22 protein-coding genes and 1 pseudogene are annotated in these 25,019 nt (G+C 59.9%); 7 read left to right on the forward strand and 16 right to left on the reverse strand.

What is annotated here, in order from left to right; genetic code table 11:
- Nucleotides 1–87: 87 nt before the first annotated feature.
- Genes ACR3EG_RS18720 through ACR3EG_RS18730 form a run of 3 tightly spaced genes read right to left on the reverse strand, consistent with a single transcriptional unit; the run spans nt 88 to nt 3,172 of the window.
- Nucleotides 88–972, reverse strand: coding sequence for an esterase-like activity of phytase family protein (locus ACR3EG_RS18720; protein ID WP_480497053.1), 885 nt, complete (start codon nt 970–972; stop codon nt 88–90).
- Nucleotides 945–1,808, reverse strand: a complete 864-nt coding sequence (mepA, locus tag ACR3EG_RS18725) for a penicillin-insensitive murein endopeptidase (RefSeq protein WP_480497052.1) — start codon at nt 1,806–1,808, stop codon at nt 945–947. Before mepA ends, ACR3EG_RS18720 begins: the two co-directional genes overlap by 28 nt.
- Nucleotides 1,805–3,172, reverse strand: coding sequence for an MFS transporter (locus tag ACR3EG_RS18730; RefSeq protein WP_480497051.1), 1,368 nt, complete (start codon nt 3,170–3,172; stop codon nt 1,805–1,807). Before ACR3EG_RS18730 ends, mepA begins: the two co-directional genes overlap by 4 nt.
- 129 nt (nt 3,173–3,301) lie before the next feature.
- Between ACR3EG_RS18730 and ACR3EG_RS18735 the strand changes: the two genes are divergently transcribed.
- The 3 genes from ACR3EG_RS18735 to yaaA all read left to right on the forward strand — a co-directional run bounded on the left by ACR3EG_RS18735 (nt 3,302) and on the right by yaaA (nt 6,510).
- Nucleotides 3,302–3,589, forward strand: coding sequence for a YggT family protein (locus ACR3EG_RS18735; RefSeq protein WP_353392723.1), 288 nt, complete (start codon nt 3,302–3,304; stop codon nt 3,587–3,589).
- 77 nt (nt 3,590–3,666) lie between these two features.
- On the forward strand, nt 3,667–5,706 hold the full coding sequence (gene recQ / locus ACR3EG_RS18740) for a DNA helicase RecQ (protein ID WP_480497050.1): 2,040 nt from the start codon (nt 3,667–3,669) through the stop codon (nt 5,704–5,706).
- 33 nt (nt 5,707–5,739) lie between these two features.
- Nucleotides 5,740–6,510, forward strand: a complete 771-nt coding sequence (yaaA, locus tag ACR3EG_RS18745) for a peroxide stress protein YaaA (protein WP_480497049.1) — start codon at nt 5,740–5,742, stop codon at nt 6,508–6,510.
- On the opposite strand, the gene ACR3EG_RS18750 is transcribed toward yaaA, so the two are convergent.
- The 6 genes from ACR3EG_RS18750 to ACR3EG_RS18775 all read right to left on the reverse strand — a co-directional run bounded on the left by ACR3EG_RS18750 (nt 6,498) and on the right by ACR3EG_RS18775 (nt 16,160).
- Nucleotides 6,498–6,962, reverse strand: coding sequence for a VOC family protein (locus tag ACR3EG_RS18750; RefSeq protein WP_480497048.1), 465 nt, complete (start codon nt 6,960–6,962; stop codon nt 6,498–6,500). The two genes, yaaA and ACR3EG_RS18750, sit on opposite strands and share 13 nt — an antisense overlap.
- A 9-nt stretch (nt 6,963–6,971) precedes the next feature.
- Entirely contained in the window at nt 6,972–9,179 is a 2,208-nt protein-coding gene (locus ACR3EG_RS18755; RefSeq protein ID WP_480497047.1) for a response regulator, read from the reverse strand.
- A gap of 303 nt (nt 9,180–9,482) precedes the next feature.
- Nucleotides 9,483–11,525 (reverse strand): hypothetical protein, encoded by a 2,043-nt coding sequence (locus ACR3EG_RS18760; protein WP_480497046.1) that lies wholly within the window; start codon nt 11,523–11,525, stop codon nt 9,483–9,485.
- Nucleotides 11,522–14,284: a DUF4159 domain-containing protein gene (locus ACR3EG_RS18765; protein WP_480497045.1), complete on the reverse strand. Its 2,763-nt coding sequence runs from the start codon at nt 14,282–14,284 to the stop codon at nt 11,522–11,524. The genes ACR3EG_RS18760 and ACR3EG_RS18765 overlap by 4 nt, the downstream gene beginning before the upstream one ends.
- Nucleotides 14,281–15,156, reverse strand: coding sequence for a DUF58 domain-containing protein (locus ACR3EG_RS18770; RefSeq protein WP_170755171.1), 876 nt, complete (start codon nt 15,154–15,156; stop codon nt 14,281–14,283). The genes ACR3EG_RS18765 and ACR3EG_RS18770 overlap by 4 nt, the downstream gene beginning before the upstream one ends.
- On the reverse strand, nt 15,153–16,160 hold the full coding sequence (locus ACR3EG_RS18775; protein WP_209195778.1) for an AAA family ATPase: 1,008 nt from the start codon (nt 16,158–16,160) through the stop codon (nt 15,153–15,155). Before ACR3EG_RS18775 ends, ACR3EG_RS18770 begins: the two co-directional genes overlap by 4 nt.
- Nucleotides 16,161–16,224: 64 nt before the next feature.
- On the opposite strand from ACR3EG_RS18775, the gene ACR3EG_RS18780 reads away from it, so the two are divergent.
- On the forward strand, nt 16,225–16,803 hold the full coding sequence (locus ACR3EG_RS18780) for a DUF1285 domain-containing protein (RefSeq protein WP_480497044.1): 579 nt from the start codon (nt 16,225–16,227) through the stop codon (nt 16,801–16,803).
- Here the strand turns inward: ACR3EG_RS18780 and ACR3EG_RS18785 are convergent.
- The gene (locus ACR3EG_RS18785) at nt 16,800–17,732 is read right to left on the reverse strand and encodes a DMT family transporter (protein ID WP_480497043.1); all 933 of its coding nucleotides are present in this window, start codon (nt 17,730–17,732) and stop codon (nt 16,800–16,802) included. The genes ACR3EG_RS18780 and ACR3EG_RS18785 overlap by 4 nt on opposite strands.
- Before the next feature lie 179 nt (nt 17,733–17,911).
- On the opposite strand from ACR3EG_RS18785, the gene ACR3EG_RS18790 reads away from it, so the two are divergent.
- Together ACR3EG_RS18790 and ACR3EG_RS18795 are read left to right on the forward strand one after the other, a co-directional pair.
- Nucleotides 17,912–18,667: a hydroxypyruvate isomerase family protein gene (locus tag ACR3EG_RS18790; protein ID WP_480497042.1), complete on the forward strand. Its 756-nt coding sequence runs from the start codon at nt 17,912–17,914 to the stop codon at nt 18,665–18,667.
- A gap of 61 nt (nt 18,668–18,728) precedes the next feature.
- On the forward strand, nt 18,729–18,959 hold the full coding sequence (locus ACR3EG_RS18795; RefSeq protein WP_480497041.1) for a DUF2798 domain-containing protein: 231 nt from the start codon (nt 18,729–18,731) through the stop codon (nt 18,957–18,959).
- A 44-nt stretch (nt 18,960–19,003) separates the two neighbouring features.
- Here ACR3EG_RS18795 and polA read toward each other — a convergent pair whose 3' ends face one another.
- The 4 genes from polA to ACR3EG_RS18815 all read right to left on the reverse strand — a co-directional run bounded on the left by polA (nt 19,004) and on the right by ACR3EG_RS18815 (nt 23,441).
- Complete coding sequence (polA, locus tag ACR3EG_RS18800; RefSeq protein ID WP_480497040.1) at nt 19,004–21,799, reverse strand: DNA polymerase I; 2,796 nt, start codon at nt 21,797–21,799, stop codon at nt 19,004–19,006.
- A gap of 70 nt (nt 21,800–21,869) precedes the next feature.
- Nucleotides 21,870–22,340, reverse strand: coding sequence for a hypothetical protein (locus ACR3EG_RS18805; protein WP_480497039.1), 471 nt, complete (start codon nt 22,338–22,340; stop codon nt 21,870–21,872).
- A 157-nt stretch (nt 22,341–22,497) separates the two neighbouring features.
- Complete coding sequence (locus tag ACR3EG_RS18810) at nt 22,498–23,148, reverse strand: YrbL family protein (RefSeq protein WP_480497038.1); 651 nt, start codon at nt 23,146–23,148, stop codon at nt 22,498–22,500.
- A 101-nt stretch (nt 23,149–23,249) separates the two neighbouring features.
- Nucleotides 23,250–23,441 carry a zinc-finger domain-containing protein gene (locus ACR3EG_RS18815; RefSeq protein ID WP_209195785.1) on the reverse strand — a complete coding sequence of 64 codons (192 nt, stop codon included), beginning with the start codon at nt 23,439–23,441 and terminating at the stop codon, nt 23,250–23,252.
- 87 nt (nt 23,442–23,528) lie between these two features.
- On the opposite strand from ACR3EG_RS18815, the gene ACR3EG_RS18820 reads away from it, so the two are divergent.
- A complete protein-coding gene (locus ACR3EG_RS18820) occupies nt 23,529–24,461 on the forward strand; it encodes an ABC transporter ATP-binding protein (protein WP_480497159.1) in 933 nt (310 codons plus the stop codon).
- An 11-nt stretch (nt 24,462–24,472) separates the two neighbouring features.
- On the opposite strand, the pseudogene ACR3EG_RS18825 reads toward ACR3EG_RS18820, so the two are convergent.
- A pseudogene (locus tag ACR3EG_RS18825) lies at nt 24,473–24,739 on the reverse strand (DUF1203 domain-containing protein); the annotation flags it as partial.
- Nucleotides 24,740–24,754: 15 nt separating this feature from the next.
- On the reverse strand, nt 24,755–24,937 hold the full coding sequence (locus ACR3EG_RS18830) for a hypothetical protein (protein WP_480497037.1): 183 nt from the start codon (nt 24,935–24,937) through the stop codon (nt 24,755–24,757).
- Nucleotides 24,938–25,019: the final 82 nt, after the last annotated feature.

A 25,019-nucleotide genomic window follows, 5' to 3' on the forward strand; every position in this document is an offset into this window, starting at 1 on the left:
TTGATGCCCGTTTTGTCAAGGTAGCGGCGACTTGGCCAGGGGGTATCCCGAGGCAAGCCGTGCATTTAGACGCTTGGGGGACCTAAGTCAATCGGGCAGCAGGTATTCCACCAGCTCGGTGCGTTGTAAGGCCAGGAAGTTGTCATCCGAGATCATCGTTGCCCGCAGCCGCCCCTGATCGTCGCGCCAGATGGACAGACCTTCCAGGTTGTCATGCGCGCCGGTGCCGGTCTGGAATAGGGTTTCTTCGGTCTGAGGCCCGTCTGTGTCAATCTGCCAGCGCCGCAACCGGGATTTAAACCCCGTCCACCCCAAGGCACGCTCCAACACGTAAAGCCGGCCGTCGGGGTCGAAATCGGCCGATACAGGCAGGAATTTTCCGCTCTGCGGCAGCACAAACGGTGTCGACCACGCTTGCCCATCCCAGCGATAAACGGGGATGTCGCCATGCGGAGTCCGGCTTTTCTCGGGCATGGTGTAAAGGTGACCTGCAGCGTCAATTGCCAAAGCTTCGAAAGACCCGTTCAGGTCAAGGGTTTGGAATGCTTGCGGCCGGGGTAGCACACTGGCTTTGGCACTTGGGGCGCGATAATGCGCCACGCGGTGCAGGGCCTCGAATGAGATGTAAAAGCTGCCATCGGACGCAAAGGCGATACCCTCGGAATCGCCAACCCTTCCTGTCAAAGGTCGCCCCTTGCTGGACAGAACCGGCCAGTGGCCTGTGATTTGGATATCTCGGATACCGTTCTTATCCCGCGCAATGGTCGCGCTTACCAACGTCGCCCGATCGCTAAGCGCGACCATCTTGCGGCCACCCTCTGACATCTGCAGGGCCGAAAACCCGCCGAACCAATCAGCGGTGTGACGCCACGCATGGCTTTGCAGATGGGTCGCGGACTTGACCTCGACCGCTGATGCCGCCCCCGCAAAGGGCAGCGCGCAAATCAGTTGGATTGCAGAACGGCGGCGCATTGCTGAGGCAGATCGGCCAAACGATATTCACGCCGGGGCTTTGGTGCAGGCGCATTGGGATCGGGCGGAGGTGGGTTGAGAATGTTGTTCACCCATTGCTGCGCTTGATCACAGCCATCGCCCTTGGGCGGCGGGTCCTGATTGACGCATCCTTTCGAGCCACGCGGACAGGCCAGCCGGACATGGAAATGATAGTGATGGCCCCACCACGGCCGGATTTTTCGCAAATAGGCGCGGTTGCCTTTTTCATCCTTGCACATTTGCACCTTGGCGCCAGGAAAGACAAAAATCCGCGCCACGCGCTTGTCCTTGGCGGCGGCTTTCAGGATCTCGTGGTGTTGTCGGGTCCAGTTGTCATTCACAAAGGCCCCTGCGGACCGGCGCAGGGAAATCGACGAGATATTCTCGCGCGCTTTGCGCCCCAGTCGCATATCGTCGCCGGGCAGCATCCAGATGTCGATATCAAGGCCCAACTGGTGCGAGCGGTGACCGGATGTCATCGGCCCGCCCCTCGGCTGGCTGATATCCCCGATATAAAGCCCATTCCAGCCTGGCTGTTTCGCAGCAAACCGGCTGAGATCCTGCACATAGTCGATCGCCACCGGGTGCCCCCAGTTGCGGTTGCGCGACAGGCGCATGGCCTGCCACGTAGGTCCGGTTTCGGGCAGCTGCACCGAACCGGCGGCACATCCGCGCGAATAACTGCCGAACGCGGCTGGTTTTTGCTGCGAACTTTGTTTTTGCACCCCGAAAAGCTGTTTGGCCAGCGGCTGTGCGCCTACTGCGCCTGACCATGCAATGGCCGCCAATACGGTCAAAAAACGTAATAAAATCATCTGCTCTGATCCCCTTCCGGTTTAACCCAGCGCATTAGGAACAAGCCCAGAATAAACAAAGCAATGATCGGTGACACCCCCAGACGCGCACTTCCTGTGGCCGCCGTGACAATCCCCACCAACAAGGGCGCGGCAAATGCGGTGGCCCGGCCCGACAGGCCATACAGGCCAAAGCTCTCGACCGGGGCTTTTGGGTCCGTGTGGCGCACCATCAACGACCGGCTGGCCGATTGCAGGATGCCCCCCATACCGCCGATCAGGACGCCACAACCAAAGAACACCATATCCGGCAGGCCCGACCCCTCGGGCAAAGCAATGCCGTAAATCTGTGTCCGGTCCATCGACACCACGGTGATACAGACAAAGATCAGCACCCAGATCGCGATCAAAATCACTGGTTTAGGGCCGTATTTCTTGTCCGCTTTGCCCCCGATCCACGCAAAAATGGCCGAGGCCAGAACGCTGACAATCCCAAAAACACCGATCTTGATCAGATCCCATTCCAGCACCAACCGCGCGTAAACGCCACCAAAGCTGTAAAGCCCGTTCAGCGCATCGCGGTAGAACATGGATGACCCCAGATAGGTCGCCAGACTGACCCGGTGCCGCAGATCCGAGATGGATTTGCCCAGCAACCGCAGCGCCTCAGCCAGGCTACCCGTTTTCTCGGTCTGCGGATCGTCGCGAACCCACAAGAAATAAGGCACCATAAACAGCACGAACCAAAACGCGGTGAAGGGGCCGACAAAGCGCGTCCCCTCCTGCGCGGCGGCGTCTAATCCAAAGGCCGGGTCCAGGCCGATCAGTGTTTTGCCATTGGGCTGTTCCACAAACAGCAGCAACATAATCGCCAGCGAGATCAGCCCGCCGAAATAACCGAAGGCAAAGCCCGATCCCGAAATCTCACCCACTTCGCTGTCATCGCCCAGATCAGGCAATTGCGAGTTGATGAAGATCAGCGCGTATTCCGCCCCCACAAAGCCCAGACCAAAGGCTGACAGCATCAGCCACATGTTCGACCCATCAGGCAGCGTGTACCACAGCGCAGCCGAGCCCACCGCATACATCACCGAGAACGCAAATATCCACGGGATGCGCCGCCCCGATACATCCGCCATAGCGCCCAGCAAGGGGGCACCAAAAGCGATGATCAACCCGGTGATCGTCAGGCAATTGGCCCAAACCGTTTGCGCCCGCGCGGCGGCGGCCTGTGCATCCAGCCCGGTGCCGCTGAAGTACCCCGCCGCAACACCCGCAAAATAGGGGCCAAAGACAAAGGTGACCAACAACGTGTGATAGGGCTGACTGGCCCAGTCAAAAAACCACCAGCCCCAGATGCGCTTGCGCTTGGAAATCTCTGCCATGACTGCCCCTGTTATCGTTGTCTTTATAAGACGAGGCTTTACCCCAATTCGCAAGGGTTGTGTTGGCGCGGGCTTGCTCTTTGACGCCGGGGCGCTTACGTCTCGACAAAGCAATACCCCGGAGGCCCCATGCTGTCGCTGATCCAAATCCTTCTGCTGATCCTGGACATTGTCTGGTTCATCATTCTGGCCCATGTGATCATGAGCTGGCTGATCAATTTTCAGGTGCTCAACCTGCATCAACAGCTGGTCGCGCAAATCTGGTACGGCCTGAACCGCATACTCGAGCCGATCTACGGCCCGATCCGCCGTATCCTGCCCAATATGGGGGGGCTGGACCTGACGCCTTTGGTCGTGCTGATCGGCGTCTATGCGGCGCGGATCATTCTGATCAACAATATGGTCTATTTCGTCTGACCTCTTGTTCACCGAATCTTAGTGTGTGATTGTCCTGTCATAAGAGCAGATAAACCTTAAAACAGGGCAACCCCCACATGTTCGACTCCGCGCCTTTGCTGCGAGATGTCTTTGGATTCGACGATTTCCGACCCGGTCAGGAAGAGATCGTCGACGCCGTGACGGCAGGCGAGAACGTGCTGGCGATCATGCCCACGGGTGGCGGTAAATCCCTGTGTTTCCAACTACCTGCCCTGCTGCGCGACGGCGTGACGGTGGTGATTTCCCCCCTGATCGCCCTGATGCGCGACCAAGTGCGCGGGTTGCAAGAGGCCGGGGTTGAGGCCGGCGCGCTGACCTCGGGCAACACTCCCGAAGAAACCGATGCGGTCTGGGAGGCGTTGGAGGCCGGGCGGCTGAAACTCCTATACATGGCCCCCGAACGTCTGGCCGCCGGGTCGGCTTTGGGAATGCTGCGCCGGATCAATGTCAGCCTTATTGCGGTGGACGAGGCGCATTGCGTCAGCCAATGGGGCCATGACTTCCGCCCCGATTACCTGCGGATCGGAGAGCTGCGGCGCGCGCTGAACGTCCCCTTGGCAGCCTTCACCGCCACAGCGGATGCCGAAACGCAGGACGAAATTGTCGAGAAACTGTTCGACGGCACCGCGCCCCGCAAATTCCTGCGCGGGTTTGACCGCCCCAACATCCACCTGGCCTTTGCCGCCAAGGACGGGCCGCGAAAACAGGTGCTGGATTTTGCCGCTGCGCGCAAAACCCAATCCGGCATCGTCTATTGCGGCACGCGCAACAAGACCGAAGTGCTGGCCCAGGCCCTGCGCGCCGAGGGGCATTCAGCCTGTCACTATCACGGCGGTATGGACCCCGAAGATCGCCGCATTGTCGAAACCCGCTTTGCGCGCGAAGATGGCCTGATCGTGGTCGCGACCGTCGCCTTTGGTATGGGCATCGACAAACCCGACATCCGCTGGGTCGCCCATGCGGACCTGCCTAAATCCATCGAGGCATACTATCAGGAGATCGGCCGCGCGGGCCGCGACGGCGGCCCGGCCGAGACCCTGACCCTGTTTGGACCCGATGACATCCGCCTGCGCCGCTCGCAAATTGACGAAGGGCTGGCCCCGGCTGAACGGCGTATGGCCGACCATGCCCGTCTGAATGCTCTGCTTGGGTTGGCCGAGGCGCTGGTCTGTCGCCGTCAAACCCTACTGGGCTATTTCGGCGAAAAGGCCGAGCCCTGCGGCAAATGCGATCTCTGCGACACCCCGCCCGAGGTGTTCGACGGCACCACCCCCGTCCGCATGGCCTTGTCTGCCATATTGCGCACCGAGGAATGGTTTGGATCGGGCCATCTGATCGACATCCTGCTGGCCAATGAAACCGACAAGGTCCGCGCGCGGCGGCATGACGCCCTGTCCACATGGGGCATCGGCAAGGACTGGTCCCGCCCGCAATGGCAGGCGATTTTCCGGCAGATGATGGGGCATGATCTGGTCCGTCCCGATCCCGACCGCCACGGCGCGCTGCGCATGACCAAGGCCGCCAAGCCGATCCTGAAGGGCGAGGCGCAGATCAACCTGCGCAAGGACACGATCCGCAAAGCCACCCGACGCCCTGCGGTTAAAGCGATGGTGGCCGAAGAAGACGCGCCGCTGCTGTCGGCGCTGAAGGCCAAACGCCGCGCGCTGGCAGAATCCCAACGGGTTCCGGCCTATGTCATCTTTCCCGACCGCACCCTGATCGAAATGGCCGAGACCCGCCCGATGACGCTGGACGATATGGCCCGGATCGGGGGTATTGGCGCGAAAAAGCTGGAACGCTATGGCGATACGTTCCTTGAGGTGATCGCGGGTGAGGCCGCCGCGCTGCACCCGGCCCGCCGCAAACTGGCCGGGCGCGATCAGGGCGAGATCTACGACCAGCTTCTGGCCGCACAGAATGACCTGACCCGCGGACCGGACGGGATCGACAAACCGCTGACATGTTCGGCCTCGCAACTGGCCAAGGTGGCCCAACTGCGCCCCGGCGATCGGCGCGGGCTGGAACAGGTGCTGGGCGACCGTCGTCACGAAAGGTTTGGCGCGGCCTTTCTGGACGTGCTGGAACAGGCGGGCTAAGTACGCCCTATCAGGCAAGGAGTAAGGGCGGATATGCTGGTAGTGATTTCCCCGGCCAAGCGGCTGGACTGGGCCGAGCGCGATGTGACGGTCACTCAACCCGACTTTCAGGATGACGCGATCCGGCTGTCGAAAACCGCCCGCAACCTGACGCTGGGCGATCTGAAAAAGCTGATGGACCTGAGCGATGATCTGGCACGCCTGAACCGCGACCGCTATCGCGCCTTTTCTGATGCGCCCGAGGCCGATCTGACCCGCCCCGCAGCGCTGGCCTTTGCCGGTGACACCTATCAGGGGCTTGAAGCCGCATCTTTGGATGCAGATGAAATGGTATGGGCACAGGATCACCTGCGCATTCTGTCGGGGCTTTACGGCGTGCTGCGTCCGCTGGACGCCATTCAGGCCTATCGGCTTGAGATGGGCAGCAAGCTGAAAACCCGGCGCGGCAAAAACTTGTATGAATACTGGCGCGATCAGCTGAGCAAAGCGCTGAACACGCAGGGCGCACAGATCGGGTCGGACGTGCTGGTGAACTGCGCTAGCCAGGAGTATTTCGGCGCGGTTGATCCCAAAGCGCTTAAACTGCGGGTGATCACCCCCGTTTTCATGGAGGACAAGGCCGGCACCCCCAAGATCGTCAGCTTTTTTGCCAAAAAAGCGCGGGGTGCCATGGCGCGTTACATCATTCAACGCCGCCTGACAGACCCCAAGGGTTTGCTGGATTTCGACTCTGGCGGATATGCCTATCGTCCCGACCTTTCGTCTGACGATAAACCGGTCTTTGTGCGCCCCTATTCGTCCTGATTCAGCATTGAAGGATCATAGGCCACCAACTCCACAGTGTTGCCCTCGGGGTCTTCGGTGAAAATCCCTCTCCACCCGATCCAGCCGAACTGCTCAACCCGGTAGGGTTGGCCCATTTTGTCATACCAGCGCATCACGGCCTCTTGCTCTTCGAACGGTAGCGACAGCGCGATGTGGTGCAGCGATGATCCGGCCCCTGTGGCAGGTCGGTCGGCACCGCTGGGGTGCAGCCCCGGTCGTGGGGCTGCAGCATGATGGAACAGGGCCAGCACCTGCGTATGACCTGCAAAGCCTTCGGCAATGCGGAAAAAGGTGATGGCGCTGTTGTGGTCGCCGCTCAGGCGCTGCAGGCCAATAACGTCTTCGTAAAACGCCACCATCGCCGCCATATCGGCGCAGCGGATGGCGATCTCGCCCAAGGCGCAAGGGTGAAAGCCGCGGAGTTCAGTCATTGTGAAAGCCTAGCCCGACACATGCGCCTCGGCAATCAACGGGTGTGTCCCATCAGGTTGATGGTTTTGTATCATCTGATGAATTTTCCGCTTTTGCAGCGGCTTGGTCAGATAACGGTCCAACCCCGCCGACAGGATACCCTGATCATCTCCTGCCATTGCATGCGCTGTCAGGGCGATGATGGGAACGTGGCGGCCTGTCTCAATCTCTTGTCGACGGATTTCTGCCGTCGCCTGTTTGCCGTCCATGCCCGGCATAGATATGTCCATGAAAACAAGATCGGGGTCGAAGTCCTGATAAGCCTCAACAGCCTCAGTTCCGTTTACTGCAAAGCGCAGATCGATGTTCAGATCCTTAACCATTTTTTGCAGGATCAACTGGTTGGTCCTGTTGTCTTCGGCAGCCAGAACCCGCATGAGCCGTTTTTGCGATCCGTTGGACAAGGAAGCCGCTCTGGTTGTAACAGGCGGCACGTCATCCGTTTGCGCTGCGCGGCCCAAAGCGGTCAGTCGCGAATAGAGTTCGGCTCTGGGTATGGGTTTCTGCAGAACACCTTCAATAAGATGGCGGGCCGGATTGGCGTGGATCATAGCTGGGTTGGCCGACATCAGGACAATGGGCAGGTCGTCCCATCCCCGGTCCTTGAGTGTGGTGGCAAGCTCTAATCCATCCATGTCAGGCAGATCGTGATCGCACAGAATTAGTCCCACGCTGTCGTCAATCTTCGACAACGCTTCGCTGCCAGAGCTACAAACCGTTACCCGTGCCCCCAGACGACTGAACTGTTTGGCCAGGATGGCACGGTTTACAACCATATCTTCGACCACAATGACGTGCCTCAGCCCCTCCGCCAGATCAGGCGGTTCGGGCTGGGGGCCTTCAATTGTCGGCAGAGAAATTCGGAAACCGAAACACGAACCCTTGTGTGGTTCACTTTCCACCCAGATCGTGCCACCCATCAAAGTGATCAACCGCTTAGTGATGGCCAGACCCAAGCCCGTTCCCTCAAACTGCCGGTTGCGTTCATCCTCGACCTGGTTGAATTCACCAAAAATATGGTCAATTTTCTCGGCATCGATGCCTATCCCTGTGTCCTCGATCGCCACATGGATATCGCAGGTGCGCAGATCCGTATTGGGTACTCCTGTTACCCGGATGAGGACATGACCGTGTGACGTGAACTTGACTGCGTTGCCAACCAGATTGGTCAAAACCTGACGCACGCGCCCCGGATCCCCCATGAAAAGAGTTGGCAGGAACAGGTCGTAGTCGACCAGCAATGTCAGCCCCTTGTCCCGAACACTGGGCTGCAGCAGCATAGATACTTCAAGAATGCACCGCTCAAAATCGAATTGTTCGGGATGCAGGATCAGCTTGTCAGCTTCGATCTTCGAATAGTCCAAAACATCATTGATGATGACCAACAATGCCTCGCCCGAATTGCGGATAGTATTGAGATAGAGCCTTTGTTCTTCATCCAGTGGCGTTTCCGACATCAGTTCGGTCATGCCCACGATACCATTCATCGGGGTTCTGATTTCGTGGCTCATATTTGCCAAAAACGCAGACTTTGCGCGGTTTGCGGCTTCAGCCCTTTCGCGTGCGGCTTTCAGCTCGGCCTCGTGTCGGACCGACGCAGAAATGTTCAGCGCCAGGCTGACCACGTCCCCCCCGTTGCCGCGCTGGTCAATCAGTTTGAAGTAGTGGCCGTTCCAAAGGCGAATAATTTCAGGCTCGGGGTTCGTTTTCGCCCATCTGGCCTGCATTCGCTCGATCCAATCGCACGCAGCTTCATCGCCAAGATCAATCAAACCCTCGGTCGTTAGAATTTCCAGAATACGGGGATAGGCGATACCGGGCGCAACCTCGTCAATACCTTCGAACACACTCAGGTAGGCCGTGTTCGCTCCGATCAGGCGATTGTCGCCATCGAAAAACGCAAACCCGTCATGGAATGTTTGTATCGAATGCCACAGCCGACGCTCGGCCACTTCGATCTTGGCATTGGCCAGCGTCAGATCAGATTTTACCTTTTCGTTCTCATCGCGAACGGTCTCAACCTCGGCCTGCGTTTCGCCGATACGTTTGGTCAGGGCCATCGCGTGCAAGCCAAGTTTGCGATTGGCCGCCGACAGCTCGGCCTGTTTCATCTCAAGCAACCGTTCGGCAGCCAGCCGCGCGCGTCTTTCCTGTGCAAGTTTTGTTGCAAGACTCATCCGTGACGATCCCAAAGCATTTCCAAACCAGCATCGCGGCAGAGCGTGAAGAAGTGTTTAAGCCGTCACCTGAGCAACTGATGGTGGATCACGGATTGGATGAAAACCTTAAGAAGTTCATGCCGCGCACAGAAAATTGTCAGCCATCGGCCCTGTCACTCGACGCTGTCAGAATGCGTAACAGACGGCCAGATCGGTTTGCCCAAGATTGCATGCCAAATACTCTGATCACCCTGTTGCCAGCGGGCGGAACGACGCTCAGTGCTCTGACTAAACGGGGCCTTCTCGTCAGAGACTTAAGGATCAACGCCGCCCTTCGCGCATCCATCCACCAATCAGGAAACCGCCTGCCAGCAGCAAAACCAACCATGGCGGCAACAATCCGGCCTGCGTCACATCCCGCGTTTCATAAGCGTTGCGCGGCGTTAGGCCGATCCAACCGCGACCCGAGGCCGGTCGACCGGCCCGCACATTGCGGATTGACGGCATTCCATCCTCGATCCGGATGGTGCCACCGCGCAGTCCCGCCAGAATAGGGTTCAGCACTTCCGAGGTCGCAATCGTGCGCTCGAACTCTTTTGGCGCGGCGGGGCCAAGGCCGATCACCGCCGAGTGCTCACCCTCCTGCAGACGGTAGAGGCCAATCTCGGGCCCGTAATATTGCGCTTCGAACCGACCGGGCGAGACCTCGTCCAATGTCACCTCAAGCGTTTCGCCATTGGGGAGCGTGACGGTCACTGGGCCGACCTCATCCTCAAGGGTTTGGCGAATAATGCGCATGATCTGACCGTTGGCTTCGGCCCACAGCGCCTCTTCTTCAAGCTCGGGCTCTTTCATCATCCAATGGGCAAGACGGCGCAGCAATTCCAACTGCGGCCCGCCGCCTTCGAACCCGCGGCTCCACAGCCACGCGTGATCCGAGGCCAACATCGCGACGCGTCCCTCACCCACACGGTCCAGCACCAGCAGGGGGCGATCGTCCACGCCGGTCATCAGCATCTCACCCCGGCGCTGGTTCACGTCAATCTGCCGCAGCCATGCGCCCCAGTTTTCCGGATCACCCAGATCGGTCGTGACCGGATGGCGCTGACCCAGATCCGTCACCATGGGGACAAAGCGTTCTTCGATCACCCGCGCAGTTGGCTGCGCCGGAAGGATTGAGGCCAAAGGCGACCGGAAAATACTGTCGGCGCTGGCAAAATCCGGCCCCGCGGCGATCAGCACAGCGCCACCTTCGTTGATATAGTTGCTGACATTGTCCAGATAGATGGCGGGCAGGATTCCGCGACGCTTGTAGCGGTCAAAAATGATCAGGTCGAAATCGTTGATCTTCTCGAGAAACAGCTCGCGCGTTGGAAAAGCGATCAGCGACAGTTCGTCAACCGGTACACCGTCTTGTTTCTCGGGTGGACGCAGAATGGTGAAATGCACCAGATCGACCGAGCTGTCGGATTTCAGAAGGTTCCGCCAAGTCCGCCCGCCGGGGTGCGGCTCGCCCGAGACCAGCAGCACCCGCAGCCGGTCGCGCACACCGTTCATTTGGATCAGCGCTGTATTGTTGCGGTCGGTCAGCTCGCCTTCGGCCTGTGGTACCGTGAATTGCAAAACGTTGCGCCCGCCATGGGGCAGCGTGATGGGCAACTCGACATCGACCCCGATGGGAATGGTAAATTGCTCTGCTTCGGCGCCATCGACCGAGATTTCAAGCGGGGCGGTTGCCGCACCCGCCGGAGCGGCACCGCTGTCCTCGACCCGCAATGTCAGGGTGACGGGCTCGCCGATAATGGCAAAGGCCGGAGCGTTACGAACGATCAGACGACGATCCCAATCATCGGCGCGTCCCGTCTGCAAAAGGTGCATTGGCGCAGGAAGGTCCGGCGCCTGCTCTGCGTCGTGGATGATACCGTCCGAGACGACCAGAATGCCCGCAATTCTGGCGCGGGGCTCTTCGGCCAGCGCTTCGTTCAGCGCAGCCATGACCTGAGTACCCTCGTCGCCCTCGCCGTCGCCAACTTTGATCCGACGCAGTTCGGTATTGTCGCGAGACTCGATCTCGGCGGCCAGATTATCGGCAGTTTGGACCGTTTGTTCAGCCCGGTCCGACAAAGTCTGGCTGGCGCTTTCGTCTTCGATCATCAATACGATGTCGGTCAGCGGAGCGCGATCTTCGACCTGATAAACGGGCCCAGTCAATGCCGCGACCACCACCAGCGCCGCCAGACCACGCAACGCCCAGCCCGACAGCCCACGCCACAGGGCCAACGCCACACCCGCCACGGCAATGGCAGCCACAACAGCCAAAACCGTCCACGGGATCAACGGGTCAAAAAGTACGGTTCCGGTCATTGTCCCAACCTGTCCAGCAGCGCAGGTACATGTACCTGATCCGATTTGTAGTTTCCGGTCAGCACATGCATCACCAGATTGACCCCGAAGCGGTTGGCCAGCTCACGCTGACGTTCCCCGGCATAGCCGCGCCCAACGGGCAAAAGCGCCTGACCATTTCGATCCACGGCCCAGGCCCCGGCCCAGTCATTGCCGCCGATCACCACAGGCGTCACATTGTCGTTGAGGTTCCTGAACGGCATCCCGTCGATCTGCTCAGCATCCAGCGGTGCAGACTCGACCCAAACATCCGTGCTTGCATACCGACCGGGAAAATCCTGCAGCAGATAGAAGGTCCGCGTCAGCACATGGTCACGGGGAATAGGTTCGAGCGATGGGATATTCAGCGGTCCTGCCAGTTGCTGCAACTTGCGGCCATTGGGACTGGCGGCGCCGAACCGCGCCACATCTGAATCGCGCGTGTCAAACAGGATCATCCCGCCCGACCGCAAATAGGCGTTCAGCTTGGAATATGCCTCGGCCGAGGGTTGCGGTTGATCCGGAGTGATCGGCCAGTAGAGCAACGGGAAAAAGGCTAGCTCATCGCGTTCCAGATCCACTCCGATCGGATCGGCCGGTTCGACCGATGTGCGGTAGAACAACGTCTGCGCCAGCCCGCGCATGCCCGCGCCTGCGATATCATCAACCTCTTCGTTGCCCGTCAACACATGCGCCAGCACCAACTCGGTCGTGGCATTCAAGGCAAACTCGGTATCTTCGGGCGTCTGCGCCTGCGCGTCCGGCGCAATCAGTACAGCGCCCAGCGCCACAGCCGCAGCGCGGGCCAATCCCAGACGTCCTGACAGCGCAAGTGACGCTATAACATCCAACGTCAGAAGCAAAAGCGCGAGGCTCAGGAGGATACCGCCGATCGGGGTCTCGGTACTGATCTCTTGCCCCTTGATCGGCACATCGGCTGGCCAGGAAATAGGGGTCAGAGCCGCATCCTCGGTCAGAACGTTCAGCGCCAGCTTTTGTTTACCACTTTCATACAGCCCCGGACGCAGGTCCGGGCCGATCTGGCCCGAGACAAGATCGACACCGTCCACACCGGACAGGTTGCCTGCATCCGTTAGGGTACCAAAGCCGTCCATTACCTGAATCGGCTCCCACGTGGTGCCCTGCAACTGTGCCTCTTGCCGTGACTTGGCCGCCGACGCGACCGCCAGACGGTCCAGCATTTCGACGAATAGACCCGACAGCGGCAGACTGGACCATTCCGCATCTGCAGTCACATGAAACAGCACTACCTGCCCCAAACCCAAAGCCTTGCGTGTCACCAGCGGTGTGCCATCCGAAAGCGAAGCAATCACCCGATCCGCCAGATTAGGGTCGGGTTGGGCCATTACTTGCGTGGTCACCGAAACGTCTGACGGCACCTCGAGCCCGTAAAAGGGCGAATCTTCCGGGAACGGAGCCAGCCCCTTGGCCTCGCCCCAGCTCATCGCACCTCCGACCGAGCGGCCCCCGCTGCGCAGGCGCACCGGCAGCAAAGCATCCTCGGCGTCGCGACCCAGATCACTGGCGGCCATACGTGGCCCTGCAAAGCGCAACAGCAACCCGCCCTGTTCAACCCATTCTACCACGGCCTCTTGCTCACCCGCAGACAGTTTCGCCACATCGGCAAGCACGATCACGTCCGGGTTGGCGGGCAAAACGTCCAGCAAACCACCCTCGACGAAATCTGCCGTTGGGATCAGCACCTGCGTCAGGTAGTGCAGCGGTGACAGCAGCTCGAGCCCTTCGCGGTTCAAGGTGCCGGCGATCAGGGCAACTTCGCGTCGCCGCAGGCTGTCATCGGTCAGTGTCAAAGCGCCGGCCGAACGTTGGCCCTGGATTTCGAACCGCGTGATGCGGGCGCGCAACTCGGACGGTAAGGAAAGATCGACCTGGGCCTGTGTTTCACCGCTGTCGAACTTCATTTCCACCGACTGCAGAACACGCATCGCACCGGCTGGATCGCGGCCCTGCGCCAGAACAGAGATTTCCTCAGCCGGTCCGGCCTCAGACCGTTGCGCGGTCAGTTGTATAAGTCCGTCCTGATAAGACGCCGGCAGGATCGCAAATACAGGCGAGGCAGACTGATACACCGTCACTTCGCCCCGTCGCTGCAACTCTGCAAGGATCGCGTCATACCCGTCATAGTCCAATCGGTCGCTGAACCAATGCGTATCAAACCCGCCATCTAGCTGGTTCAACGCAGCAGCGGTTTGTTCTATCTGGGTCTCGGTTGGCTGCCACGGGGCGGGCGCCAGACCCGGCAACCTGCCGCGCCAGTCTTCGGCAGACTGGAACACCGGCATCTCAGGTTGGGTCAGGTTCAGGATTGCAACGGTCCGCCCAGCGCGCCCAGCCTCAGCCAGTTGCGCATCAATCTGGTCCAGAGTCGACGACCACTGTGTGGCCCCGGCCCAACTGGCATCCAGCACCAACATCAACGGTCCTGACCCGGCTTGATCACGCGAGGGGTTCAAAACCGGACCTGCAAGCCCGATGATGATCGCCGCAGCTGCCAGCATTCGCAACAGCAATAGCCACCAGGGTGTCCGATCCGAGACGCTTTCTTCATCTTTCAACCCCAGCAACAACGTCACCGCCGGGAACAACCGACGGATCGGCGCAGGTGGAACGGCACGCAGGATCAGCCACAGGATCGGCAAGGTCAGCAAACCCAGCAGCACCCAAGGCGCAGTAAAGCCAATACCCGCCAAAACCGTCATACAGACCCCCGATCCAACGCACGATAGAGCCACAATAGAGCCGCCTGCGCGCTGTCACCCGTGTGATGCAGCCCAAGCTGCCAACCGGTCGCGCGACACAACTGCGTCAGCGCGTCCTTGCGTTTGGCAAGCCGATCCAGATAGCGGTCGCGCAGCTCTCCGGCTTTCAATGTCTCGTGGCGGGTCGTGCCGCCGACGCTTTCGAATATGGTCCGACCGCGATAGGGAAAACTTTCCTCGTTTGGGTCCAGAACCTGCAACAACACGCCGCGCACACCGCGGTCGGCGGCCTTGGTCAGGGCCAGCTCAACCTCATCCATAGGTCCGAGGAAATCGGAAATGAACACGGCCCGCGCATGTGGGATCATGGCGCGGTGTTCGGGCGGGGCATAGTCGGCCTCGGCATCTTCGGACCAGGCTTGCGCCAGCCGCACGATCTGTGCGTTGCCGCGCCGGGGCGGTAGGGTGGTGCCGGTCAGGCCAACACGTTCGCCACCCCTCACCAGCAGGATAGCCGTAGCTAGGCCTAGCAAGCGCGCCCGGTCCGCCTTGGTCGGGTGGTTCTTGTCAGACGCAAATCGCATCGAGGCACCCTGATCGACCCACAGCATCACCGATTGCGCAATCTGCCATTCGCGTTCGCGCACAAATTGCTGATCCCCCCGCGCCGAACGGCGATGGTCGATCATCCGACGACTGTCCCCGATCTGGGCCGGGCGATATTGCCAGAAGTCATCACCCAGACCCGACCGCCTGCGCCCGTGATCGCCCAGCAGAACGGTTCCGGCCAGATGTTCGGCCCGCGCCAACAGGGGCGGCAGCCGGGACGCCTCGGCTTCGGATCTTTCACGAAGGGTCAGCGCGGCATTCACGCCGCAGCCTCGGTGCGGATCAAGCCGGCAGCGGTGCTTTCGATCAGGTCAGCCAGATTGTCGCCACGCGCCCGCGCTGCAAAGTTCAGCGCCATCCGGTGGCTAAGGACAGGGCGGGCCATATCCAAGACGTCTTCGGCATTCGGGGCCAACCGCCCTTGCAGCATTGCGCGCGCGCGCACCGTCATCATCAACGCCTGTGCCGCACGTGGACCCGGTCCCCAAGCGACCGTTTCCGCCACACGTTCGGACACGCCAGCCTCATCTGGGCGGAAGGCGCGCACCAGATCGAGGATCAGCTCAACCACCGAATCTCCGACGGGCATGCGCCGCAACAGAACCTGAGCGGCCAGTAGCTCTTCTTTGGTGAAAATCTCATGCGCGTCATCTTCTTCGATACCCGTGGTGGCCAGCAGAATATCACGCTCGGTCTGACGATCAGGGTATTCCACGTCGATCTGCACAAGGAAGCGGTCCAACTGCGCCTCGGGCAGCGGATAGGTGCCTTCCTGCTCAATCGGGTTCTGCGTCGCCAACACGTGAAAGGGCGTACCCAGCGAGCGATCCTCGCCCGCCACTGTCACCGTACGCTCCTGCATCGCTTGCAGCAGCGCCGATTGCGTTCGGGGGCTGGCGCGGTTGATCTCATCCGCCATCAGCAACTGGCAAAAGATCGGACCAGAAATGAACCGGAAATGGCGGCTGCCATCTTCGGCGGTATCCAGAACCTCGGACCCCAGAATATCGGCAGGCATCAGGTCCGGTGTGAACTGGATGCGGTTGCCGTGCAGGCCCATCACGGTCGACAAAGTTTCGACCAGACGTGTCTTACCCAGACCGGGCAAACCGATCAGCAACGCATGCCCGCCGCACAGCAGCGCGGTCAGGGTCAGGTCCACGACCCTTTCCTGTCCGATAAAGCGACGGGTGATCGAGGACTTGGCCTCTTGCAGTTTCGATTCCAGCGCTTCGATCTCGGACACGAGGTCGGCAGGTTCGGTCATGACTTTCCCTTCCGTGGACTATTATAAGCAGAGTGTATCGCGCTGAGAGGAAATGGCAAAAGCAATGAGCGGACAAAAACCTGTGACCCCGTCGCCAGATGGCATTGAAGCATCAGTCAAAGCTGCCAAAACGCGGGGTTTGCCGCCGGTTCACCTTTGGAATCCTCCGTTTTGTGGCGATCTGGACATTCATGTCGCCAAAGATGGCTCTTGGTCTTATCTAGGGTCGCCGATCAACAGGTTCGAGCTTGTGAAGCTGTTTTCGTCAATTCTTAAGAAAGAAGACGGGAAATATTACCTCGTCACTCCGGTCGAGAAGGTGGGAATCACTGTCGAGGACGTGCCTTTCGTAGCCGTCGATTTCGAGGTCGAGGGCAGCGGCGAGACGCAAAAGCTGACTTTCACCACGCATGTGGGCGACACGGCAGTCGCAGGTGCGGACCATCCGCTCCGGATTGTCATTGATACCGAAACAGAGGAGCCTGCCCCCTATATATTGGTACGCGCAAACCTAGAGGCGCGGATCGACCGCAAAAGCTTTTACCGGCTGGTCGACATCGCCGAGCATAGTGGTGAGTGGTTCGGCGTCTGGTCCGGCGGGCAGTTTTTTCCTCTGATCCGCTCGGATGATCTACCGGATTAAACCACCTGCGCTCGACGCTCTTGCGCCAGTATCACGGCCACTGCCACGATCCCCGCGCCCAGCGCGCGGGTCCAATTCCACTCCTCGCCCAGCACCAGCATGATCAGCATCACGTAAAATGGCGCGATGTTGATGTGGAATGAGGCCAGCGCCACGCCGATCTTGCCCACGGATGCGATGAAAAACACCTGACTCAACCCCATGGAGATCAGCGCATAAATCACCAGCATCCCCGCCTGCTGCATGTCGATTGCGGTGGTAGGCATCACCTCCATCCCCATCTGCGCGGCACCGGCGAACAACACGGCAGCGGTTCCCAGCCCCCCGACAAAGGTGATGGTGCTGCGCCCTGTCTGGCTGAGATCGGGGAAATCCCGCGCAATCGCCATGCTGGCCCAGCAGAACAGGCCCGTGGACGCAATGGCGCAAACCGCACCCAAGCCCAGCTGCGCCGGGGCCACCGCGCTGGTGGCAATTAAACCACCGACAATCGACACGATCACGCCCAACGCAAAATTCCACCGCAGCCGCCGTGCGCCCGTCGCCACTTCTAATACCGTTGCGAACAAGGGCGCGCAGGATGCAATGATCGCCACGGTCACGGGATCGGTCAGCTTCTGCGCGAGGATGATCAGGAACATTGCCACGCCCAGCGTGCCGCCGACCCGCATCGCATGACCCCAACGTGCTCGCAGCACACGGGTCGGGCCGTCAAACAGCACCCAGATCGGCACCATAACCAGCACCGCCAACGCCAGCCGCGCCACCAGCAACGCGACCGGAGGCCAGCTTTGCAGCAGCACCTCAGCCGCCGGAAACCCAGCCGCCCACGTCAACATACTGGCGACCGCCAAGCCATTGCCCGATAAGGCAGAACTGCGCCCGGCAGACACAGAGAGGGCGTTCCCGCGCACGGGGTCAGGGCTCATCGCCATGGTGTCAGACCTTCTGTTGGATCGGCGACCGAAATTGATTCGCCGCATTGTCCCGAATGTCTCTGATCGGTGCGAGGCGATCTGGCCGATTTTCGACAATCTGTCGTTTTCAGGCCCTTTCACCGCCAAACCCCGCCCGCTAAGGTCCGGCCAACACCACACCGGACCCGCTCATGCCGAAATTCGCCGCCAATATCTCTCTGCTCTTTGCCGAGTTGCCCTATCTTGACCGATTTCCGGCCGCAGCCGAGGCCGGGTTCAAAGCGGTCGAGATCCTATTCCCGTATGAACTGGCCGCCAAGGAAACCCGCCGCGCCCTGCTATCCAACGGGCTGGAGTTGGTGCTGATCAACGCCCCGCCCCCCAATTACACCGGAGGAGAGCCGGGCTATGCCGCCATCCCCGGCGGTGAGGCACGGTTTCAGTCGGATATCCGCCGGGTGATGCGCTATGCCGAGGTGCTGAAACCGGGGCTGATCCATATCATGTCCGGCTATGCGGCGGGCGATGATGCGCTTGAGACATTTGTGCGCAACCTGCAATGGGCCGCCGAATTTGCACCCCATCAACACTTCACGATCGAGCCGCTGAACCCCGTCTCGCAACCGGGCTATTTCCTGAATGACTATGATCTGGCGGCTGAGGTTCTGGATCGCGTCAACAGGCCGAATGTCGGCCTGCAATTTGACAGCTTTCACGCCCATATGATCCACGGCGATGCGCAGGCCGTGTGGGATCGCTGCCATCTCCGCGTGGTGCATGCACAGATCGGGGCCGCACCAAACCGTGCCGAACCCGGGCAAGGGCCGACAGATTTCGCGGCACTTTTCGACAGCTTTGATGAAAAAGGATATGCAGGCTGGGTCAGCGCGGAATATACACCCTCAACACCGCGCACGCCGGACAGCCTGGGCTGGATGCGGCACTGAATATGGCTTTTGGGCACAAAACCACGCCCGGGAAAGCGCTCGCAGACAAAGGATGCCACCGATGATTCCCGCCCGCTATGCCCGCGCCGTCTTTAGCCTGATCATGTCGGGGCTGATGTCCTGCATCGTCACCGGTATCGCCACGGTCAAGGCCATCGGGCTGGGCCCGACCACGCTGGGCGATTGGATGGCGTCCTGGGCCTTTTGCTGGCCCATCGCCTTTACCGTCATCCTGTTGTTCGGCCCCACCGTGCAAAGGCTGGTCAACCGCATGGTCAGGCCGCAGGACTGACCCGCTGCAAAGAGGGCCCATCGGGCCTGATGAGCAGCGCGCCCCTAATGCGCCTCGGCCCAGTTCGCGCCCTGCCCGGCATCGACGCTCAGCTTGACGTCCAGTTTAACGGCGGGATCTGATGCACCCTCCATCACGTCGCGCGCCACGCCGATCACCTGATCCACCGCATCCTCGGCCACTTCGAACAGCAATTCGTCATGTACCTGCAACAGCATCCTGGCAGGCAGCCCGTTGATCGCCCCCGGCATCCGCACCATCGCCCGCCGGATCACATCTGCCGCTGTCCCCTGAATGGGCGCGTTGATTGCCGCCCGACGCGAGAACCCGGCATGCGGCCCCTTGGCATTGATCTCGGGCGTGTGGATCTTGCGGCCAAACAGCGTCTGCACATAGCCATGCTCTTTGGCAAAGGCGACGGTGTCGTCCATATAGGCTCTGATACCCGGGAACCGCTCAAAATACCGGTCGATGAAACCCTGCGCCTCGGCGCGCGGGATGCGCAGGTTGCGCGCCAGACCGAAGCCTGAAATCCCGTAAATCACACCAAAGTTGATCGCCTTGGCCTGACGGCGAATATCGGGCGTCATCTCATCCAGCGGCACATCGAACATCTCGGATGCGGTCATGGCGTGAATGTCCAAGCCGTCGGCAAAGGCCTGTTTCAGCGCCGGAATATCCGCGATATGGGCCAGAATGCGCAGTTCGATCTGACTGTAATCGAGGCTGACCATCACATTACCCGGCTCCGCAATAAACGCCTCACGGATGCGGCGGCCTTCTTCGGTGCGCACGGGAATGTTCTGCAGGTTCGGATCGGTCGAGGCCAGACGCCCGGTGTTGGCCCCCGTGATCGAATAAGACGTATGCACCCGGCCCGTATCGGGGTTGATATGGGTCTGCAGCGCGTCCGTATAGGTCGATTTCAGCTTGGAAAGCTGCCGCCAGTCCAGCACGCGGCGGGGCAGTTCATGCTCGGTGGCGAGGTCTTCGAGAATGTCCGCCCCGGTCGAGTATTTCCCGGTCTTGCCTTTCTTACCGCCCTCAAGCCCCATCTTGTCGAACAGTATCTCACCCAACTGCGCGGGCGAGCCGACATTGAAGCTCTCACCCGCCAATTGGTGAATATCAGCCTCTAACCCGGCCATTTTCTGCGCGAAGGCGTTGGACATACGGCTGAGCACATCACGGTCCACCTTGATGCCGTGCATTTCCATCTCTTTGAGGACCGGCACCAGAGGGCGTTCCAGCGTTTCGTACACCGTTGTCACTTGCACCTGATGCAGTTGCGGCTTGAACAGCTTCCACAGGCGCAGGGTGATATCCGCATCCTCGGCGGCGTAAGCCGTCGCCTCATCAATCGGCACCTTATCGAAAGTGATGGCCGATTTGCCGGAGCCCAGCAGCGGTTTGATCGGAATCGGTGTGTGGTTCAGGTAACGTTCGGACAGCGTATCCATGCCATGCCCGTGCTCGCCGCCATGCATCGCATAGGACATCAGCATCGTGTCGTCGATCGGCGCCACGTCAACGCCATAGCGGGCGAAAATCTTGGCGTCGTATTTCATGTTCTGCCCGATCTTCAGGATCGAGGCGTCCTGAAGCATCGGTTTGAGCAGTGTTAGAGCCTCATCCAGCGGCATTTGCCCCTCGGCCATTGCATCAGACCCGAACAGATCATCGGCTGCCCCATCGCGGTGGGTAAGCGGAATGTAACAAGCCTCGCCCGCTGTAACACACAGCGAAATGCCCACCAGATCGGCGATCATTTCGTTCAGTCCGGTCGTCTCGGTATCGACGGCCACCCAGCCCGTTTCATAAGCCCTGTCGATCCACGCCTGCAGCGCCGCAGCGTCGCGCACACATTCGTATTTCGAGGCGTCAAACGGGATATCCTCAGCCTCGGTCACCACCTCGGGCGCAGGCGCATCAGCGATCACCGGGGCCTCAGCCCCCAGCTTGTCGGCAATGCGTTTGGTGAGGGTGCGGAACTCCATATCCGCAAGGAACCCCAGCAAGGTTTCGGGATCGGGGTCCTGCACCTCAAGATCATCCAGCGTGAAATCCAGCGGCGTGTTTTCATCCAACTGCACCAGCTTCTTCGACAGCTCGATCTGGTCGCGCTTTTCGATCAGGGTCTGGCGGCGTTTGGGCTGCTTGATCTCTTCGGCGCGGTCCAGCAGGGTTTCCAGATCGCCATATTCGTTAATCAGCAAGGCGGCGGTCTTGACCCCGATCCCCGGCGCACCGGGCACGTTATCCACGCTGTCGCCTGCCAGCGCCTGCACATCAACCACGCGTTCAGGCCCGACACCGAACTTCTCGAACACGCCATCCTTGTCGATGCGTTTGTTCTTCATCGCGTCCAGCATCTCAACGCCGCCGCCCACAAGCTGCATCAGGTCTTTGTCCGAGCTGACAATAGTCACCCGCCCCCCAGCCTCGCGCGCCTGAACGGCCAGCGTGGCGATGATGTCATCGGCCTCATAGCCCTCCAACTCTTTGCAGGCGATGTTGAAGGCGCGGGTCGCCTCGCGGGTCAGTGGCATCTGCGGACGCAGATCCTCGGGCATGGCCTCGCGGTTGGCCTTGTAGAGGTCATAGAGGTCGTTGCGGAACGTGTGTGACCCCTTGTCGAAGATCACCGCAACATGGGTCGGCGCATCGGGGCCAGCGTTCCCTTCGACATATTTCTGCAGCATGTTGCAGAACCCCGACACAGCCCCGATCGGTAGTCCATCGGATTTGCGCGTCAGTGGGGGTAGCGCATGATAGGCCCTGAAAATAAAGGCCGATCCGTCGATCAGATGCAGGTGACATCCTTTTCCGAAATTGCTCATGCGCGCTCTCCCTGTCGGTCAGGGGACGTTGTGCCACAGGGCCGCTCAGGTGGCCAGTCAAGAACGCGCGTCAGCCACCGAACAAACCGCTGAACACGTCAGAAAAACTGTTGAGCAGCGCCATGATGATCAGCACGCCCAAAAAGGCGAAGAAGGCCATGGCAAAGAACTGAAACAAAATCGCACCTACGCCAATCACGGTACCGGCAATTGCAGGGCGCCGTCTTTCGTGACGCAGAAGCCCAATCACAGATATAACGATTGCCAAGCCCCCCAGCATGGCCACGCCGATCTGCAGAAAGTCATCCACATCACGGCTGCGCGCGACGGGCTCGGGCTGTTCCAACCCCGCGGCCGAGCGCAGGGTGGACTTGCCGATCTCGGCGGCCAATTCGCCCAGTGAAACGCCCGTCGATTGCTGCGGCGCAAACGGCCCGGCCCAGAACACGAACAACGCGGCAAACAGCGCAAGGGCACCAATGCCAAACCCTATCCAGCCAAAAACCGGACTGGCTGTGTCAGTAGATGCAACACTAGTCATCAAACTCATCCAAATATCTGCAAATCGGCCATAGCATAAAAACCACGGCAATATTTGGGCGGGCACTATGACTTGCGGAAAACGCACCGCAACTGTGCCTGAATGACCATATCTCTTCGATTCAGCAATTCGCCATCAGGCAAGCCGCGCACCAAAGCTATGGGGCGCTGAACGCTCTGGTCGCCGCATCCCATCGCAATCCGGTTTTTTCAGCGATTCCGCGCATCTGCTTGTTCAACGACCTGTCATTCAGCCGACGGCTCAGGCTGCGCAATGGGACCAGATTGCGTTCCCCGTACCCGTCGATCAGCACGAACATCGGCACTGAATCGCGCGTGCCGTAAACGATATTTTGCGCATGGATATCGCGACCTACAATCTGAAAGTCGAACAGCGTGTGAACAAAATCATTCAGCTTGTTCAGAACCTCGGGGGGCAGCCGGCGCTGCTGGCACAACGACATCAGATCCTGCGCCAGCGAGCCGTCCTCAGATTCCATACGCTCGACCACAATGCCCGGCCCGGCATCCGTTTGCACAACGCCAAAAGACCGCGCCAATGGCATTTTCGCGATATCCGGGCCGCTTTTTAACGCCGCTTTCATCTCGCATTCCAGCTCTTTCAATGCATTGCGATAGACCGAATCCGGCAGCAGATGCCGCACAACGCGCTTGGCAAAGGATCGGTTGGGCCGCGTGCGCGGGCGCGTCACCTTGATCAGAAGATCGGATTGGTCAGGGTAGGCGTAGACGTTTCTGTGGCCGCCTGTGGCGACAAGATCTTTGTCGGACAGGTGAACCAGTCGCATAGGGAAAATCATTCCGGATCCGCGTGGAGATGACACAAGAATTCTGACGCAGCACGCTACAGCATATCCTGCCCGGCGTCAGCCCTTGTAACAGTTTTATGTCAGATTGATTGCGACCCTTCGGCCGCAGACCCTTTGAGAATGTATTTGCAATCGCAATAGGGGCATTCGACCCAACCAGTGTCTTCAGGGATTTGCAGCCAGACACGTGGATGGCCCAGTGCCCCTTCGCCACCGTCACAGGCGACACGGGTGGTTTCCACGATCTTGGTTTCCGGCGCTTCGATGGTCACGGCTGGCGATCCTTCTTCGGTTGTCGGCCTCGCGGGCATGTATTAGGTGCGTTTATGAGCGATGAGCAAACCGGGGGCAAGAGCCACATGAGCGATGCGGCAATCAGGATCGAAGGTCTGCACAAGACCTATCGCGGCAGCAAGGCACAACCCGAGAAACACGCGCTGAAAGGCGTCAACCTGACGGTCCCGCGCGGGTCGGTGTTTGGATTGCTGGGGCCAAACGGGGCCGGGAAATCGACATTGATCAACATTCTTGCCGGGCTGGTGGTTAAATCGGCCGGAACGGTCTCTATCGGCGGGTTTGATCAGGATAAAAATCCGCGCCAGTCCCGCGCAGCAATTGGCGTAATGCCGCAAGAGCTGAACCTCGATCCGTTCTTCACCCCGCGTGGCGCTTTAGAGGTCCAGGCCGGTCTTTATGGCGTCCCCAAGGCCCAGCGCCGCAGCGACGAGATTCTGGAACTGGTCGGCCTTGGCGACAAGGCCGAAGCCTATGCGCGCACTCTGTCTGGGGGTATGCGGAGGCGGCTGCTGTTGGCGAAGGCTCTTGTGCATCATCCCCGCATTCTGGTTCTGGATGAACCCACGGCGGGCGTGGACATCGAGCTGCGCCAGATGCTCTGGACCAATGTGCGCAAGCTGAACGAACAGGGCATGACGATCATCCTGACCACGCATTACCTGGAAGAAGCGCAGGAAATGTGTGACGAGATCGCGATCATCAACCACGGCGAAAAGATCGCGCAGGACAGCACCGCCAACTTACTGAGTCGCATGGACAGCCGGACAATGGTCATTGCTCCGGACAGCCCGGTGACCGAACTGCCAACAGCGCAAGGGGTCGAGGCCACTCTGCGTGACGATGGCAGCTTGGTGCTGCAATATCGCAGCGCTGCGACCAGCGCCGAACAAGTTCTGGAATCGGTCCGCACCGCAGGCATCCGTATTCGCGACGTCCGCACCGAAGAGGCAGACCTCGAGGATGTATTCCTCGCCCTGACATCTGCACGCGGATAAGAATTTGACCGTTAGACTCGATCTACCCGCGCCTGATAACAGTTGTTCCGCGCGGACCGGATGTGGATATAGGCCACATCGGGACGAGCAAAGATATCACTGACCTTTGCGCCGATCCGATCTGTGGGCGTAATCTCTCCGGTGCCGTAGACGATCCGATCATCCAACCCATACCCTTTGATCAGATAGTCGGGAGAGGTGGTCAGAATCTCGGGCATCTCATCCCCTTCATACTGTTCACACGGGGCGGCACACAGAAAGATCGGACCCGTTTCCGCGTAGGGTTGTGTCTCTTAAAAAGGGCGATGCGCTAATATTAGCATCTCTTTTCCTTCCGGAATGTTCTGCAGGCAATGGCGGCATGGATTACCCGCACCTTCGGAAACGGCGCGCTCGGGCGAGGCGCCATATGCGTCCGGCCCTCCGGCCTGAAGCGCGCGGACTTGGCGGGTGGGCAATGCTGTGATCTTGAACATCTCGGGTCTCCTTTTTCGGCCACCCTGCCCAGAGGGAACACTGCAAGCGACCCGTTTCCTGCGCAAAGGACTCGAAAAAGAA

This window comes from Ruegeria sp. AM7, from assembly GCF_056535965.1.